The organism is Actinoplanes sp. HUAS TT8 (assembly GCF_051380535.1).
In the GTDB taxonomy this organism is placed as follows: Bacteria; Actinomycetota; Actinomycetes; order Mycobacteriales; family Micromonosporaceae; genus Actinoplanes.
The window spans coordinates 9,242,554-9,258,939 of record NZ_CP195646.1; the positions used below are offsets into that span (position 1 = coordinate 9,242,554).

Sequence of the window (16,386 nt, forward strand, 5' to 3'; positions counted from 1 at the left end):
AACTAGTCCTGTTCGTCAGGCTCGTCGGCATTGCGAGCAAGCGCCACGATGGTTACACCTTCAGGGAGGTCCATCAGCTTGACCCCCATTGTGTTCCGATCCCGTGTGCGCCGTACAGGCTTCACGGGAGTCCGGATGACACCACCATTGCTGGTGATGGCAAACAGTTCATCCTCCGGGCTGATCACCAGAGCGCCGACAAGTCCACCACGACGTTCGGTGATCTTCGCGGTGAGCACCCCCTTGCCGCCACGTCCCTGCACCGGATATTCCTCGATCGGCGTCCGCTTCGCATACCCACCATTGGTGGCGACCAACACATCCATGTCGTCGCGAACCACTTCCATGGCGAGAAGCTCGTCGTTGTCGCCGAAGCGCATGCCGATCACACCGGACGTCGCCCGTCCCATCGGCCGCAGCGCCTCGTCGGTCGCGTTGAACCTGATGGCCTGAGCGTGCTTGGACACGAGCAGGAGGTCGTCCTCCGGTGCCACCAGAGCCGCGCCCACCAATTCGTCATCCTCCCGCAGGTTGATGGCGATGATGCCACCGCTGCGGTTGGAGTCAAATTCGTCGAGGCGGGTCTTCTTCACGAGACCATTCTTAGTGGCGAGCACAAGGTAGGGCGCGACCTGGTAATTCGGGATCTGGATGACCTGGGCGATCTGCTCGTCCGGCTGGAACGCCAGCAGGTTCGCGACGTGCTGTCCCTTGGCCGTACGGTTCGCTTCGGGCAGTTCATAGGCTTTCGCCCGATAGACCCGACCCTTGTTCGTGAAGAACAGCATCCAGTCGTGCGTCGAGATCACGTAGAAGTGCGAGACGATGTCGTCCTGACGCAGAGTCGCGCCGCTCACGCCCTTGCCGCCGCGCTTCTGCGATCGATACATGTCGACCTTGGTGCGCTTGGCATATCCCGTACGTGTGATCGTCACCACAACGTCCTCGCGCGCGATGAGGTCCTCCATGGAGACCTCGCCGTCGAACGGGATGATCTGGGTACGCCGGTCGTCCCCGAACTTCTGCACGATCTCGCCGAGCTCCTCGGAGATGATCGCCCGCTGGCGCTCCGGCTTCGCGAGGATGTCCTTGAAGTCGGCGATCTCGATCTCGATCTTCGCGAGCTCGTCGATGATCCGCTGCCGCTCCAGGGCGGCCAGGCGGCGCAGCTGCATGTCGAGGATCGCGGTGGCCTGGATCTCGTCGACGTCGAGCAGCGACATCAGGCCCTGGCGGGAGTCCTCCACCGTGGGCGAGCGCCGGATCAGGGCGATGACCTCGTCGAGCATGTCCAGCGCCTTGGCCAGACCGCGCAGGATGTGCGCGCGCTCCTCGGCCTTGCGCAGGCGGTACGCGGTCCGCCGGCGGATGACCTCGATCTGGTGCTCGACGTAGTACCGGATGAACTGCGCCAGGTTCAGCGTCCGCGGCACCCCGTCGACCAGGGCCAGCATGTTGGCGCCGAAGGTCTCCTGCAGCTGGGTGTGCTTGTAGAGGTTGTTCAGCACCACCTTGGCGACCGCGTCGCGCTTGAGCACCAGGATGAGCCGCATACCGGTACGCCCGGACGACTCGTCCCGGATGTCGGCGATGCCGGTGAGCTTGCCCTCCTTGACGAGCTCGGCGACCCGCTCGGCCAGGTTGTCCGGGTTGACCTGGTACGGCAGCTCGGTCACCACGAGACAGGGACGGCCGCGGGTGTCCTCTTCGACCTCGACGACGGCGCGCATCCTGATCGAGCCACGGCCCGTCCGGTACGCGTCCTGGATCGCCTGTTGTCCCACGATGAGGCCGTACGTCGGGAAGTCGGGTCCCTTGACGATGTCGAGCAGCGCCTCGAGGGTGGTCGCCTCGTCCGCGTCGATGTTGTCCAGGCACCACTGGACGGCGGCCGCGATCTCCCGCAGGTTGTGCGGCGGGATCTTCGTGGCCATGCCGACGGCGATGCCCTCGGAGCCGTTGACCAGCAGGTTCGGGAAGCGCGCGGGCAGGATCGTCGGCTCTTTGGTACGGCCGTCGTAGTTGTCCTGCATGTCGACGGTGTCCTCGTCGATGTCCCGCAGCATCTCCATCGCCAGCGGGGACAGCTTCGACTCGGTGTACCGCATGGCGGCCGGCGGGTCGTTACCCGGCGAGCCGAAGTTGCCGTTGCCGTCGATCAGCGGGTACCGCAGCGACCACGGCTGGCCCATCCGGACCAGGGCGTCGTAGATCGACGAGTCGCCGTGCGGGTGGTAGTTGCCCATCACGTCGCCGACGACGCGCGCGCACTTCACGTACCCACGGTCGGGCCGGAAGCCGGCGTCGTACATCGCATAAAGGATCTTGCGGTGTACCGGCTTCAGACCGTCACGGACGTCAGGCAGGGCCCGGCCGACGATGACGCTCATCGCGTAGTCGAGGTACGAGCGCTGCATCTCGACCTCGAGACCCACCGGCTCGACGCGCTGGCTCACTCCGCCGCCGGTTTCCTCCGGGGTCGCGTCGCCGTCAGGGGGTTCGGGAATGTCAGTCACTGTTAACCCTTACTCAAGGTGTAGCCAGACAAATTCGGCCAAAGACCCGCGAACTGCTGTGGATAACATTGTGGAAAGGTGCCCAACGCTGTGGACACCTGACCACCTAAATGCCACCCAGGACTCAGATGTCGAGGAACCTGACGTCCTTGGCGTTGCGCTGGATGAAGGACCGCCGAGCCTCGACGTCCTCACCCATCAGCACGCTGAACAGCTCGTCGGCCACCGCGGCGTCGTCCAGGGTCACCTGGCGCAGCGTCCGCGTCTCGGGGTCCATCGTGGTGTCCCACAGCTCGTGGAAGTTCATCTCGCCGAGACCCTTGAACCGCTGGATGTCGTCCGGCTTGGCGTTCGCCTTCTTCTGCTGACGCAACGCGATCAGGCCGTCACGCTCGCGGTCGGAGTACGCGTACTGCGCGTCGTCACCACGCTTGTTCCACTTGATCTTGTAGAGCGGCGGGGCGGCCAGGTAGACGTGGCCCAGCTCGACCATCGGTCGCATGAAGCGGAACAGCAGCGTGAGCAGCAGCGTCTGGATGTGCTGGCCGTCGACGTCGGCGTCGGCCATCAGGATGATCTTGTGGTAGCGCAGCTTGCTGATGTCGAACTCGTCGTGGATACCGGTGCCCATGGCCGTGATCAGCGACTGGACCTCGTTGTTCTTCAGCACCCGGTCGATCCGGGCCTTCTCCACGTTGAGGATCTTGCCGCGAATCGGAAGAATCGCCTGGTACTTGCTGGAGCGGCCCTGCTTGGCCGAGCCGCCGGCCGAGTCACCCTCGACGATGAACAGCTCGGTCTCACGCGGGTCGGTGGACTGGCAGTCGGCCAGCTTGCCCGGCATCGAGCCGGACTCCAGCAGCGACTTGCGACGGGCCAGCTTGCGCGCCTGCTGCGCGGCGATCCGGGCCCGGGCGGCCTGGTCAGCCTTGGTGATGATCATTTTGGCGTCGGCCGGGTTACGGTCGAACCAGTCGGCGAGCTGCTCGTTGGCGACCCGCTGGACGAAGCTCTTCATGTCGGTGTTGCCGAGCTTCGTCTTGGTCTGGCCCTCGAACTGCGGCTCGCGCAGGGTCACCGAGATGATCGCGGCGAGACCCTCGCGGATGTCCTCACCGGACAGCTTCTGGTCGCCCTTGAGGAACTTCTTCTCGGTGCCATACTTGTTGACGATCGTGGTCAGCGCGGCGCGGAAGCCCTCTTCATGGGTGCCGCCCTCGTGGGTGTTGATGCGGTTCGCGAACGTGTAGACCGACTCGCCGTAGGACTCGTTCCACTGCATTGCGATCTCGACGCCCATGCCGGCCTCGTTGTCCTCGGTGCCGAACTCGATCACCGTCTTGTGGATCGCGCTCTTGGTGGCGTTGAGGTGCCGCACGAAGTCCGCGATGCCGTCCGCGTACATGAACGTGACCTTGCGGGGCTCACCGTTCTCGTCGGCCGACACGGCCCGCTCGTCGGTGAAGTTGATGGTGAGAGCGCGGTTCAGGAACGCCATCTCCTGAAGCCGGCGGTAGATCGTCTGGAAGTCGAACTCCACCGTCTCGAAGATGTTCGGGTCCGGCCAGAACTGCACGGTCGACCCGGTCGTCTCGGTGGGCTCGCCCTTGATCAGCTCAGTGGGGACGGAGAGGTTGTACTTCTGCCGCCAGACGAAGCCGGACTTGTGGATAACTACCGCCATCCGGGTGGAGAGCGCGTTCACCACCGAGACGCCGACGCCGTGCAGACCACCGGAGACCTTGTAGGCCTGGTTGTCGAACTTGCCACCCGCGTGCAGCACGGTCAGCGCCACCTCGACGCCCGGCTTCTTCAGCTTGGGGTGCAGGTCGACCGGGAAACCACGGCCGTTGTCGGTGACCGAGACACCACCGTCGGCCAGCAGGACCACGTCGATGGTGTCGCAATACCCCGCGAGCGCCTCGTCGACCGCGTTGTCCACAACCTCCCAGACAAGGTGATGCAGACCCCGTTCGCCGGTGGAGCCGATGTACATACCGGGACGCTTGCGAACCGCCTCAAGGCCTTCGAGCACGGTGATCGACTCGGCACCATACTGCTGATTGTTCTCTGCCACCCTCGGCCGCTTTCTCGCACCGGACCCAGCGGGCCCCGCACGGGGTTGACGGGCGCCCAGCAGCGATCGGCGCGCACCGAAGCACCGGCTGATGACACCGCGGAAGAAGCGGACCACCGGTGGAACCGTGCACGCCGGTCGCCGCGGACTGCCCGCGGATAGTGATCGGCTGGAAAAACCGCGTAGCGTGACGAAGGTGGCTGCGTGTAGCAGTCCGAACACCGTCAAGCACAGTTTTCCCGGTCGCTGTCGATTCTACTCCGCTGAGGCGAGTTGGCGAGGGCACGCACCCCTTCCGGGCGTCTGAGAGTCCCGTAGCGCGATTCAGCCCGCCTCCCGAGTCTCCCCCTACACGGAACGCCTAGTCGCGCAATCGCAAACGCTGCCAGCCGGGCGCGCCTTCCGGACCCGGTCCGCAGTCGCTGCCACACTGCCTGTCAACGGCAGGCGCTGGTGTCGTAACCTCGCCCGCGCGGGCCGTGCATGGCGCAAGGCCGCAAGGTCATGTCGAGGAAGGGTTGCCCGATGGCGCACGACAAGGGCCTGGACAACGTCGCGGTGCACTGGCCGCGGACGAACCAGTACTACGACCCGGTGGCTCCCGCCGAGTTCGTCGACTTCGGCGCGATCGCCGACGCCCCGGAGATCGCCGCCCCCACCGGCGCGCTCGCGCTGCACATCGCCAAGACCGGCACGGTCCGCGCGACGGCGTACACCGAGCTTGTCGACCTGCTGCTCGGTCTGGAAGGCGTGCTCTACGCGACCGACGCCGCCGCCGAGGACGAGGACCCGGTGATCGACCCGGACGGCTGCGCCTGGATCGCCGGCGGTCTGGAGCGCTTCGTCGAGGGCCACGAGAAGTTCGGTGACCTGGTCACTTTCGACACGGTGGCCGAGGTCATGCGGACCGCGATCGCCGGCGGACGCCTCGCCGAGCAGCAGCTGCGCTGGCTCGACCACCGGCTCGCCGCGCTGCGCGACGACGCCGGCAACGCGCCGCACTGGAGCTTCGCGCGCACCGAGCTCGCGATCCTGGCCGGTTTCTACCGCCGCTGCGCGGAGCGCGGCTTCGCGGTCTTCGCCGACTACTGACCGATCACTTCCGGTCAGACCACCAAGACCGAAGATCAAATTCAAGAGATTTATGTCCCATGTGGGCGGTGGGTACAGACCGCCGCTCCCGCGGGGACCCTTCCGGGCTGAGTAGGGCGCTGGCGCGCCCAGGACGCTCAGCCCGAAAGGGCGACGTGGTCGGTTGGTCGCGGTCAAACCACAAAACCCCGTGACGGATTCCGGAGCTTCTCCCTCCACGGGTGGGCCCAGTCAGAACCGTCGAGCCCCCGGCCGGGCCTCAAGGCCCGCAGCCGAGGTCACGGCACGTCGGATTCCGCGGCCGCATCCTGGCGGCCCAGCCACCACATCTCGCCCAGGATCACGAGCAGCAGAACCCCGATCCCGGTGCCCAGGAACAGGGACCAGCGCATGCCGTCCCGAACCGAGCCGCCGCCGTAAGCCGCGGCCCAGGCAGGACTCGACGCGGCCGCGATCACGCCCGACACGAGCAGGAACAGAGCCAGCAATCGCCGAAGGACCATGCCGGCTAAGACGCTCGAAGTCGCGACTTGGTTGCAAGAACCTCAAAAGTTCATCAAAGTTCGGCCGTCGGTGACGGCCGCATCACAGCCAGGTCCGAACCCGGCCGCCGGCGCCGAGGCCGGATCATGAGCCCCGCCTCAGCCGTAGGTGTCGCGCGGCCCGCGCCCCTGCACCCGCCGCGGCCCCCGATTCCACGACGGCGCCGCCGGCCCGTGAATGTTCAGCCTGGTCACGACGTTATGACCGACCTCGCCGGCGATCTGCTGGAGCAGCCGCCCGGTCAGCATCCGCAGCTGGGTGGCCCACGCGGTCGACTCCGCCTCCACGGTCAGCACCCCGCCGTCGAGCTTCATCGGCCGGCTGTGCGCGGCGATGTCCGGCCCGACCACCTTCTCCCAGGCCCCGAACACGGTCGCCTCGGCTTTCGGTCGCTCCCAGCCCCGAGCCTTCATCAGGCGTTCGAGCATCACGCCGAACAGCTGTGGATCCCGCGGATCCGGCCCCGGCCCCGAATACCCCCGCAGCCGCTTCTCGCCGCCCCGCCCACCGGCCCGCCGCCGCGGCTGCTGAGCCGCCGCCCGCCGTTTGGCCAGGGCCGCGTCCAGCACCGCCCGCGCCAGCTCCGGCCCGGCCTTCCCGTCCTCCGCGCTGCTCGCAGCGGTGATCGCATCCCCACCGGACACCCCACCACCAGCGCCGCCGGTCTTACCGGCACTCCCACCGGCACTACTCGCGCCGCCAGGCCCGCCCGATTCGCTGCCCTCCGGCGATCCGGCGCCCGCCGCGGGTCGCCGGCCTCGCCGATTGCCGTCCGTCCCACTCACTTCGCGCGGCATCCCGCCACCTCCTGTGGATAACTCGCGCTCGCGCGATCGGCCGACAACCCGTCAACAAGCGCATCTGCCCCACGAGGCGCATCGGGCCATACTCGCCCCAGCATCGCGCCGTTCCGCTCGCCCCACGGCGCGCTCAGACCCGCGAAACGATGACCGACTCTCGCGCCGACCCCCTGTATCGCGCGAGTCGTCGCGCCAAATCCGTCCAAAGTCCACCGTTCCCCGCAAAACACCACAGCCGTTGTCCACAGCCTGTGGGTGTTTCCACAGGCATCAGGGGACACGGGACACCGACCCGGTCGTCACGTCGAAACGGGCCCCCCGCAACGCCGCCGGCACGTCCTCCGGCACCGCGCACGTCACCAGCAGCTGGGCCGCATCGGACACCAGTGCCGCCAGCCGATCACGACGCCCGCCGTCCAGCTCCGCGAACACGTCGTCCAGCACCAGGACCGGCTCGATCCCGTCCGACCGCAACAGGTCATAGGCCGCGAGCCGCAACGCCAGCGCGAACGACCACGACTCCCCGTGGCTCGCGTACCCCTTGGCCGGCAGTTCACCCAGCGCCAGCGCCAGGTCGTCACGGTGCGGGCCGACAAGCGTCGTACCCCGCTCGATCTCGGCCGGCCGACGCTCCTGCATCTTGGCCAGCAGCGCCGTCTCCAGCGCGGCCCGGTCCGGCGTCACGTCCTCGCCCAGCCGCGACGCGTACGTGATGGACGCCGCCGACTTCCCGGCCGCCACCGCGTCGTACGCCTTGGTCAGGTGCGGCCCGAGAGCGGCCGCGAGCTCGATCCGCCCGGCCAGCAGTTCGGCCCCGTGATGGGCCAGATGCTGATCCCAGACGGCCAGCGTCGACAGGTCCTGGCCCCGGGTCCCGCCCACCTTGCGGGTCAGATACGCCGTGCGCAGCAACGCGTTCCGCTGCTTGACCACCCGGTCGTAGTCGGCGCGCACCCCGGCGTACCGCGGCTGCCGAGCGACCAGCAGGTCGTCCAGGTAACGCCGGCGCTCGGACGGATCGCCGCGGACCAGCTCCAGGTCCTCGGGCGCGAAGAGCACCATCCGCAGGGCGCCGAGCACCTCACGCGGACGCCGCACCGGGGAACGGTTGAGCCGTGCCCGATTTGCCCGGCCCGGCACGATCTCCAGCTCGACCAGCAACTCCCGGCCGTCGTGGACGATCGCGCAGCGGATCACGGCCGACGTCGCACCGAACCGCACCAGCGGGGCATCGGTGGCCACCCGGTGACTGTCCAGAGTGGCCACGTAACCGAGCGCCTCGATGAGGTTCGTCTTGCCCATGCCGTTCATCCCGACCAGCACGGACACGCCGGGTTCGAGATCGACGGCAACCCGCTCGTAGGAACGGAAGTCGACGAGCTCGACCCGGCGTACGTGCATCGATCAGCGCTTGACGGCGTGGCCGCCGAACTGGTTGCGCAGCGCCGCGACGGCCTTCATGGCCGGCGAGTCATCCTGGCGCGACGCGAAACGGGCGAACAGCGACGCCGAGATGACGTGGGCCGGCACGGCGAGACGAACCGCCTCGTCGACCGTCCAGCGGCCCTCACCGGTGTCATCCGCGTACCCCTTGATGGCGGCCAGCTTCGGGTCCTCGTCGAGGGCCCGGTCCAGCAGGTCGAGCAGCCACGACTTGACGACGCTGCCCTCGCGCCAGCTCTTGATGATCGCCGGAACGTTGTCCACGTGCTCGGACGCCTCGAGGATCTCGAAGCCCTCCGCGTACGCGTGCATCAGGCCGTACTCGATGCCGTTGTGCACCATCTTGGCGTAGTGACCGGCGCCCGGGCCGCCCGCGTGCGCGAACCCGAACTCACCGGCCGGCTTCAGCGCCTCGAAGATCGGCATGCAGTGCGCCACCGTCTCCTTCTCGCCGCCGACCATCAGCGCGTAGCCGTTGGTGATGCCCCAGACGCCGCCGGACACGCCGACGTCCATGTACTTGATGCCCTTCTTGGCCAGGCGCTCGGCCCGCGGGGCATCGTCGGTGAACTTGGAGTTTCCGCCGTCGATGATGATGTCGCCGGGCGACAGCACCTCGGCGAGGGCGTCGATGGTGTCCTCGGTGATCTTGCCGGACGGCACCATGGTCCACACCACGCGCGGTGCGGCCAACTTCCCGGCCAGGTCGGCCAGGCTGCTGGCGTCGCTGATGTCCAGGTTCTGGTCGAATCCGACAACTTCGTGCCCGGCAGCACGGAGTCGTTCCCGCATGTTGCCACCCATGCGGCCGAGACCGATCAGGCCGAGTTGCATGGTCTTCCCCCTAGAAGTGCGAATGATTCTCGCTCAGTATCAGCGCGTTACCCGGATCGGCATGATCAGATAGCGGTATCCCGGGATGATTTCGCCGCTTTCGCCCGCGGGCGAGATCACAGCGGGCTTGAACGCGTCGACGAACGAGAACAGCGCGGTGGGTGCGCCGAGGTTCTGCAGACCGTCGATCAGGTACTGCGGGTTGAAGCCGATCGTCAGCGCCTCACCGGTGAACGCGGCCTCCATCGCCTCGCTGGCGCGCGCCTCCTCGGTGGTGCCGGCCTCGACCACCAGCCCGTCCTCGCTGAAGCTGAGCAGCACGGGGGTGGTGCGCTCGGCCACCAGGGCGACCCGGCGGACCACCTCGACCAGGGCGGACACGCTAATCCGGGCCTCGGCGTTGTGCGAGGTCGGGAAGAGCGAGCGGACCGGCGGGTAGTTCGCCCCGTCGAGCAGGCGGCTGGTCGTGCGCCGGGCGCCACCGGCAAAGCCGATCATGCCCTCGCCGGCGTTGCCCTGAGCCAGGGCCAGGGTGACCGAGCCACCGGCCGGGCCGAGCGCCTTGGCCGTGTCGTTGAGCGTCTTCGCCGGGACCAGCGCGTTCAGGCTGATGTCCGGGTCGTCCGGGTTCCAGTCGATCTCGCGCATGGCCAGGCGGTAGCGGTCGGTGGCCAGCATGGCCATCTTCGTGCCGTTCAGCTCCAGGCGCACGCCGGTCATCATCGGCAGCGTCTCGTCACGCCCGGCGGCGATGGCCACCTGCGAGACCGCTGAGGCGAACGTAGCGGCGTCGACGGTCCCCGCGCTGGACGGCATATCCGGGAGGGTCGGATAGTCCTCCACCGGCATCGTGGGCAGGGTGAAACGCGCACTGCCGCAGACGAGCTCGAGGTGGGCACCCACGGCGGCGATGTCGACCGGCTTGCCCGGCAGCGCCTTGGTGATCTCGGCGAGCAGGCGGCCGGAGACCAGCGCGGCGCCGTCGGCGTCGGCCTGGACCTCGACGGAGACCTGACTGGAGACCTCGTAGTCGAACCCCGAGACCTGCAGGCGGCCGTCGGTCACTCGCAGCAGGACACCGGCGAGCACCGGCACTGACGGCCGGCTGGGCAGGCTCTTGGCCGTCCAGGCCACGGCCTCGGCGAGCGAGTCTCGCTCCACCCGGAACTTCATGCTGTCCTCCGCGATGCTTCCTCTACGGGGCGTGGAGCCCACTGAAACTCTATGGCGCTGACCAGTTACACGTGTGCCCGGCCCCGGGTGCGGCAGGCGGGGCCCGCCGAGCCGTACGGCACGGACCTACCTTGCCTTGCTTCGGCCGGAGAAGCGAAACGCCGACGCCTTCCGGTGCTGACGCCCTTCCGACTGAACTCGGCCGATCCGGCGCCGATCGGTGCTGAAGCTCGGTGCGAGCGTGCGCGGCGAGGCAGCGACGCTCATGGGTGCTAACTCTCCACCGACCCGGAAGGGCGCGTCCACTCCCTCTTGACGCTCCTGGGCGAAGCCTGACGGTCAGCAGGACGGGTGTGGGCTCGGATGGCTTGCCGAGGCATGGGGGCTACCGGTCCTCAACGGCCCGAGCGTCAGCGACCTGAGGTTCAACGACTCGAAGGTCTTGGCACCTGCCTCTGCTCCTGATGCGGGTTTTCAAGGCCTCAGCCCCGAGCGCTCCGCGAGCCTCCCAGCCAACCTTCCACACGCTGATGATTTCTTTTTGATCTATTAGAGAAATATCTAGTCGTCTTCATAGGTCCTGTGCATTCTGTGGAGAACCCGCGTTTCCGCTGGTGAGAGGGTTATCCACCGGTGATTCACATGTGGGAAACCGGGGTACAACCAGGCCCTCCTGTCCACAGCCACTGCCGGCGAGCAGGGTTGTCCACCGTTATCCACCGGCTATCCACCGGTAATCCACCGGCGTTGTCCCCTGCCCTGTGGACAACGCCGGAACGCAACCGGCTCGTCGTCCCCAGAACCTTCAACAGGTAATCCACAGCCGTCCACAGGCAGTGGACTAGCAGATAACTCTCTGTGTTTGTCCACATCGATTTCCCCAGGAGTTGTCCACATCTGTGGTGAACGGGCGAAAAGATATCCACTGTCTGGGGAGAAACCCTGTGGACGCCTGTGGATGACTGTGGACAACGTTGGCACGAAACTGACCCGTTCCGACGTTGACAACTTCGCCTCGACCGCACAAAAAAGTAGACATACAAGGATGCCGATTTCCCCAGGTCAGGCCTAAATCTGGGGACAGATCTGTGGGTAACTAGCGAAAAACCCGTGGATAAAGATGTGGATCCACCTGTTCTCCCAGTTCAGCCCCGTTGACACGTGCCTGTGGGAAACCGCCCTACCCGGGCCTGCCTCACCGGCCTGTACACAACCGCTGTCATCGGGCGAACGGCTCGGTTGTCCACACCTTCCCCGCGCGTCCACACCTTCCCCACTCGACTCCTTCACCCCGCCGCCTCCTTATTCCGCTTGCCCGACCGCGCACCTTGCCGGACCACCCGGCGACCGAGACAGGCGACCGCGATGGCGACCGCGATGGCGGCGGCAGTGGCAGTGGCGGGTGGCAGTGGCAGGTGGCAGAGGCGGCCGGCAGCGGGCGAGCGCGCCTGGTGCGGCCGGAGATGCGGTGTTCGGCCTGGTGGGCGGCCGGCCTGTCCTGCGCGGGCCGCGTTCGGCCCGGCCTGGGGACAAAGAAGCGCGGCCGGGCCCGAGGGGCTCGGCCGCGCTGAGGCGGTTCTACGGGACGGTGCTCACTCCGTACCCAAATCAGGTGTTTTGTTTGATTCTGTTGGTGAGCTCGGCGATCTGGTTGTAGAGGGATCGGCGCTCCGCCATGTGTTGTCGGATCTTGCGGTCCGCGTGCATGACGGTGGTGTGGTCGCGTCCGCCGAAGGCCTGGCCGATGCGCGGCAGGGAGAGATCGGTCAGCTCGCGGCAGAGGTACATGGCGACCTGGCGCGCGTTGACCAGCACCCGGCTCCGGGAGTGTCCGCGCAGATCCTCCAGTGAGACCCCGAAGTAGTCCGCGGTCGAGACCATGATCTGGTCGGCGGTGATCTCCGGGCCGGCACCGTCGGGCATGAAGTCGCGCAGGACCTCCTCGGCCAGCGAGAGCTGCACCGGCGAGCGGGTGAGGCTGGCGAACGCGGTCACCCGGATGAGGGCGCCCTCGAGTTCGCGGATCGAGTTGGAGACCCGGGACGCGATGAACTCCAGGACGTCGTCGGGCGCGTACATGCGCTCCTGCGCGGCCTTCTTCTGCAGGATCGCGATGCGTGTTTCGAGGTCCGGCGGCTGGATGTCGGCGAGCAGTCCCCACTCGAAGCGGGTGCGCATCCGGTCCTCGAGCGTCGCCAGCTGGCGCGGCGAGCGGTCGGAGCTGATGACGATCTGCTTGTTCGCGTTGTGGAGCGTGTTGAACGTGTGGAAGAACTCCTCCTGCGTCCGCTCACGGTTCTCCAGGAACTGGATGTCGTCGATCAGCAGGATGTCGACGTCCCGGTAGCGGCGCTGGAACGCCTGCGTCTTGTCGTCCCGCAGGCTGTTGATGAAATCGTTGGTGAACTCCTCGGTCGAGACATAGCGCACGGAGCGTGCATGCCCCAGGGTGGTTGCGTAATGACCGATGGCGTGCAGGAGGTGGGTCTTGCCCAGCCCGGAGCTGCCGTAGATGAACAGCGGGTTGTACGCCTTCGCCGGTGACTCGGCCACCGCGACCGATGCCGCGTGCGCGAATCGGTTGGACGAGCCGATGACGAACGTCTCGAACATGTACTTCGGGTTGAGCCGGTTTCCGTCGTTGCCACCCGGGCGCGGCGAAGCGCCGGGGCCGCGCAGATCGACCTGCGGACGGCCGGGACCGTTGTCGCCGCGCATCGGCATCGTGTCGTCGCGCCGGTCGTCGTGGCGCTGGTTGTCCCGCAGATGGGCCTGGTCGGAGGGCATCCGCAGGGCGGACGCCTCGTTCGGCGCGGGCGGCATCTCGCGCTCGGGACCTCGTTCCGGCGCTCGGGCCGGGGCCGGACGGTTGTGCTGCTGGGCGGGCGGCATCGGGTCGGCGAAGAGCGCTTCCTGGCCGTCGCGATTGCCCGGGACGTTCCGGGAGTACGGCGATGACGGCGAGGAATGCTGTGCGGAACCCGTCGGGTACGGCTCGGGGGCGCGGTCCGGCGGGCCGAAGGCCGACTGCTGGTACGACGGCGGCTCGGGCGGATAGGCCGGAAGCTCGGGTTGGTACGGCCTAGGGTCCGGGTTGCGCGGCGAGTCGGCGTAGTGCAGCGGCTGCGGTTCGCGGGCCGGCGGCTCGGACGCCTCCTCCACCGGGGTGCCGTAGACGGTGCCGGGCATGCCGGTGCCGTCCTCGGGCGGGCGGACCGTGACAGCGACCTGTATCGGTCGATTCAGCCTGCGGGTGAGTGCCTCGGTGATCGCCGGCCGCAGGCGCAGCTCGATCACGTCCCGGGTGTAGGCGTCCGGAACCGACAACAGCGCGGTGTCCTCAACGATCGCCCGCAGACGGGTGAACCGGAGATAGGCACGCTGCTGCCGTGAAGCGATCTCCTCGGACAATTCGCTGAGCGTGTCCTGCCACAGCAAGCCCAGGTCGACCTGATCGGCCACCGCCGCGCCACCCCCATCGCCACCGACCCCCGGTGGACCTTGTGTCCGGCCTTCCTCTGTGCCTGTCGGCGCCCGTGCAGGCGGCCGATCGGCTCCCCCAACCCCAGCACAGTTAACGCGCTGAACACGCACGGCGCCACCGGCTATCCACAGGTTATCCACAACCCATGGAGGTGCCGATGGCGCTCCCGGCCGGTCGGTCGGCAGATTCACCGGAGCCTGTAGCGGCGCGGGCTTGAAACAGGCTCACCGTGGCGAACGATCCACCTGCTTGTCCGGTTTTGGCCGCTGCTTCGCGGTATGCGAACGGCCGGGTAAGACCAGCAACCGCGCACGCTAACAGCGCCTGCCCGGGGACTACAACCGCCGTCCCAGGCAACCGCCGCCCGTACGCAGGAAAAGATTCACTTTGTGCGTGGAAAGACCTGCTGGTGGTTCCCGGGTTCCCGCATGTCGACGTGCCGACCCAGGATATGGTTGACCGCTGCAACAGCCCTGCGTAGGGTTGAGCGGTTGCTCCGCCGCGCTCTGATAAAGTGGCGTCTTGCAGCTGGATGCCCCCTGACGTAGTTGAAGACGGAGTTCTGACGTGAGCAAGCGCACCTATCAGCCGAACAACCGCCGGCGCGCCAAGACCCACGGCTTCCGGCTGCGGATGCGCACCCGTGCCGGGCGCGCCATCCTTTCCGCCCGTCGTGGCAAGGGCCGCGGCACGCTGTCGGCCTGAGCCGACACTTAGCCGGGTCGGAATGTCCAGGTAGTCGTGCTGGCCGAGGCGCAACGCCTACGGCGTAGCGCGGAGTTCGCCGCAGCGATCCGCGGTGGCCGTCGCGCCGGTCGTGGAACCCTGGTCGTTCACCTGCTTATCGAGGAGCCGGCGCACGCCACGATGGCGCGCGCCGGCTTCGTCGTATCCAAAGCCGTGGGCAACGCGGTGGTGCGGAACAAGGTCAAGCGCAGGCTGCGTGACCTGGTCCGGCCCCTGCTGGCCGACCTCCCACCAGGCGCTTCGCTGGTGGTGCGGGCGCTGCCGCCAGCCGCTCAGGCGGGGTTCACCGATCTCGCCACGGATCTCGAGGGCGCGCTGGCGTCCGCCCGGCGCCCCCGGCGGCCGCGATGAGCCTGGCTGCCCGCATCCTGACCGGCGCAGTCGTCGCGTACCGTCGATACTTGAGTCCGGCGTTGCCGGCCCGCTGTCGGTTCTATCCCTCGTGCAGCGCGTACGCCCAGGAGGCCCTGGCGCGGCACGGCGCCTTGCGAGGGACAGGCCTGGCGATCTGGCGGCTCCTACGTTGTCATCCCTTCCACCCTGGCGGGTACGACCCGGTGCCTGACCCGATCCGTCACCGTCCTGCCGATGTGACTGGAGATTAGATTGAGTCTCGACTGGATCTACTACGCCATTTCGTGGATCCTCCTTCGCTGGCATGCCCTCTGGGACGCGATCGGGATTCCGGACGACCGTGTGCTCGGCACCAACTGGTCGTGGGTCCTCTCCATCTTCTTCCTGGTGGTGACGCTCCGCGTCATCCTGTTCCCGGTCTTCGTCAAGCAGATCAAGAGCCAGCGCGCCATGCAGGCGCTGCAGCCGAAGGTCAAGGCCCTGCAGGAGAAGCACAAGGGCGACCGGGAGACGCTCCAGAAGGAAATGATGGAGCTCTACAAGACCGAGAAGGCGAACCCGCTGATGGGTTGCCTTCCGATGGTCCTGCAGATCCCCGTCTTCCTCGGCCTCTTCCACGTGCTGCGCCACCTGAACCCGAACCTGCCGGACCGTCTGAAGACGATCTACGGCTGGTCGCTGGAGCAGTTCACCAGCGCGTCCGGTGCGCACCTGTTCAACGCCCCGATCAGTGCCAAGTTCGGCTCCACCCCGGCCGAGCTCGCCGCCCTGGGCGCGAACGGGACCACGGTCAAGATCCTGGCCGCCATCCTGATCCTGCTGATGATGACCACCACGTTCCTCACCAGCCGCCAGATGATCCTGAAGACCGGCTGGGCCGAGGACCCGCAGCAGAAGATGATCCAGCGGCTGATGCTCTACGGCATCCCGTTCTCGCTGCTCATCTCCGGCTCGCTGTTCCCGATCGGTGTGGTCATCTACTGGGTGACGAACAACCTGTTCACCCTCGGCCAGCAGCAGTGGGTGCTGCGCAAGTTCCCGCCGCCGCAGATGGCCGGCGCCAAGACCGGCTCCGGTACCCGCCCGGCCAACGCGACCGCCGGCGACATCAAGGGCGCGAAGAACCCGGTGCAGCCCGGCCGCAGCGGTGGACTCTTCGGCCGGAAGAACACCGTCGAGGAGCCCGCGCCGGTCGTTGACACCAAGGCGCTCGCCCCGAAGCCGGGCGCCAAACCGGTGAATCCGAAGAAGGGCGCCCGGCCGGCCAACAAACCCAAGGGATGATCGCGGCGCGGGGCCCGGCTCACCGGACCCCGCGCGCTC

13 protein-coding genes are annotated in these 16,386 nt (G+C 67.4%); 5 read left to right on the forward strand and 8 right to left on the reverse strand.

The annotated features are described in order from the left end of the window. Positions 1 to 2: 2 nt before the first annotated feature. Complete coding sequence (gyrA, locus tag ACSHV8_RS41135; protein ID WP_436525074.1) at positions 3 to 2,516, reverse strand: DNA gyrase subunit A; 2,514 nt, start codon at positions 2,514 to 2,516, stop codon at positions 3 to 5. 124 nt (positions 2,517 to 2,640) lie between these two features. Continuing rightward, complete coding sequence (gyrB, locus tag ACSHV8_RS41140; protein ID WP_436525076.1) at positions 2,641 to 4,593, reverse strand: DNA topoisomerase (ATP-hydrolyzing) subunit B; 1,953 nt, start codon at positions 4,591 to 4,593, stop codon at positions 2,641 to 2,643. 525 nt (positions 4,594 to 5,118) lie between these two features. Between gyrB and ACSHV8_RS41145 the strand changes: the two genes are divergently transcribed. Further along, positions 5,119 to 5,685 (forward strand): hypothetical protein, encoded by a 567-nt coding sequence (locus ACSHV8_RS41145; RefSeq protein WP_436525078.1) that lies wholly within the window; start codon positions 5,119 to 5,121, stop codon positions 5,683 to 5,685. Between the two features lie 278 nt (positions 5,686 to 5,963). On the opposite strand, the gene ACSHV8_RS41150 is transcribed toward ACSHV8_RS41145, so the two are convergent. The 6 genes from ACSHV8_RS41150 to dnaA all read right to left on the reverse strand — a co-directional run bounded on the left by ACSHV8_RS41150 (position 5,964) and on the right by dnaA (position 13,940). Continuing rightward, positions 5,964 to 6,188 carry a hypothetical protein gene (locus tag ACSHV8_RS41150; RefSeq protein WP_436525080.1) on the reverse strand — a complete coding sequence of 75 codons (225 nt, stop codon included), beginning with the start codon at positions 6,186 to 6,188 and terminating at the stop codon, positions 5,964 to 5,966. Between the two features lie 138 nt (positions 6,189 to 6,326). Beyond that, entirely contained in the window at positions 6,327 to 6,872 is a 546-nt protein-coding gene (locus tag ACSHV8_RS41155) for a DUF721 domain-containing protein (RefSeq protein ID WP_436525081.1), read from the reverse strand. A gap of 426 nt (positions 6,873 to 7,298) precedes the next feature. Next, positions 7,299 to 8,429, reverse strand: a complete 1,131-nt coding sequence (recF, locus tag ACSHV8_RS41160) for a DNA replication/repair protein RecF (RefSeq protein WP_436525083.1) — start codon at positions 8,427 to 8,429, stop codon at positions 7,299 to 7,301. Positions 8,430 to 8,432: 3 nt separating this feature from the next. Continuing rightward, positions 8,433 to 9,305, reverse strand: a complete 873-nt coding sequence (gene gnd / locus ACSHV8_RS41165) for a phosphogluconate dehydrogenase (NAD(+)-dependent, decarboxylating) (RefSeq protein ID WP_436525085.1) — start codon at positions 9,303 to 9,305, stop codon at positions 8,433 to 8,435. 39 nt (positions 9,306 to 9,344) lie between these two features. Further along, positions 9,345 to 10,478: a DNA polymerase III subunit beta gene (gene dnaN, locus ACSHV8_RS41170; protein ID WP_436525087.1), complete on the reverse strand. Its 1,134-nt coding sequence runs from the start codon at positions 10,476 to 10,478 to the stop codon at positions 9,345 to 9,347. Between the two features lie 1,608 nt (positions 10,479 to 12,086). Continuing rightward, complete coding sequence (gene dnaA / locus ACSHV8_RS41175; protein WP_436525089.1) at positions 12,087 to 13,940, reverse strand: chromosomal replication initiator protein DnaA; 1,854 nt, start codon at positions 13,938 to 13,940, stop codon at positions 12,087 to 12,089. Positions 13,941 to 14,529: 589 nt separating this feature from the next. On the opposite strand from dnaA, the gene rpmH reads away from it, so the two are divergent. Genes rpmH through yidC form a run of 4 tightly spaced genes read left to right on the forward strand, consistent with a single transcriptional unit; the run spans position 14,530 to position 16,347 of the window. Further along, a complete protein-coding gene (gene rpmH, locus ACSHV8_RS41180) occupies positions 14,530 to 14,667 on the forward strand; it encodes a 50S ribosomal protein L34 (protein ID WP_436525091.1) in 138 nt (45 codons plus the stop codon). A gap of 36 nt (positions 14,668 to 14,703) precedes the next feature. Beyond that, positions 14,704 to 15,060 carry a ribonuclease P protein component gene (gene rnpA / locus ACSHV8_RS41185; RefSeq protein WP_436525093.1) on the forward strand — a complete coding sequence of 119 codons (357 nt, stop codon included), beginning with the start codon at positions 14,704 to 14,706 and terminating at the stop codon, positions 15,058 to 15,060. Continuing rightward, on the forward strand, positions 15,057 to 15,314 hold the full coding sequence (gene yidD / locus ACSHV8_RS41190; RefSeq protein WP_436525095.1) for a membrane protein insertion efficiency factor YidD: 258 nt from the start codon (positions 15,057 to 15,059) through the stop codon (positions 15,312 to 15,314). Before rnpA ends, yidD begins: the two co-directional genes overlap by 4 nt. A 1-nt stretch (position 15,315) precedes the next feature. Next, on the forward strand, positions 15,316 to 16,347 hold the full coding sequence (yidC, locus tag ACSHV8_RS41195) for a membrane protein insertase YidC (protein ID WP_436525097.1): 1,032 nt from the start codon (positions 15,316 to 15,318) through the stop codon (positions 16,345 to 16,347). The last annotated feature ends 39 nt before the right edge of the window (positions 16,348 to 16,386 follow it).

What these genes read in the sequence shown, in the direction of transcription:
- gnd (WP_436525085.1), bottom strand. Translation starts at nt 9,305, where the DNA reads ATGCAACTCGGCCTGATCGGTCTCGGCCGCATGGGTGGCAACATGCGG.
- ACSHV8_RS41145 (WP_436525078.1), top strand. Translation starts at nt 5,119, where the DNA reads ATGGCGCACGACAAGGGCCTGGACAACGTCGCGGTGCACTGGCCGCGG.
- dnaN (WP_436525087.1), bottom strand. Translation starts at nt 10,478, where the DNA reads ATGAAGTTCCGGGTGGAGCGAGACTCGCTCGCCGAGGCCGTGGCCTGG.
- recF (WP_436525083.1), bottom strand. Translation starts at nt 8,429, where the DNA reads ATGCACGTACGCCGGGTCGAGCTCGTCGACTTCCGTTCCTACGAGCGG.
- ACSHV8_RS41150 (WP_436525080.1), bottom strand. Translation starts at nt 6,188, where the DNA reads ATGGTCCTTCGGCGATTGCTGGCTCTGTTCCTGCTCGTGTCGGGCGTG.
- yidD (WP_436525095.1), top strand. Translation starts at nt 15,057, where the DNA reads ATGAGCCTGGCTGCCCGCATCCTGACCGGCGCAGTCGTCGCGTACCGT.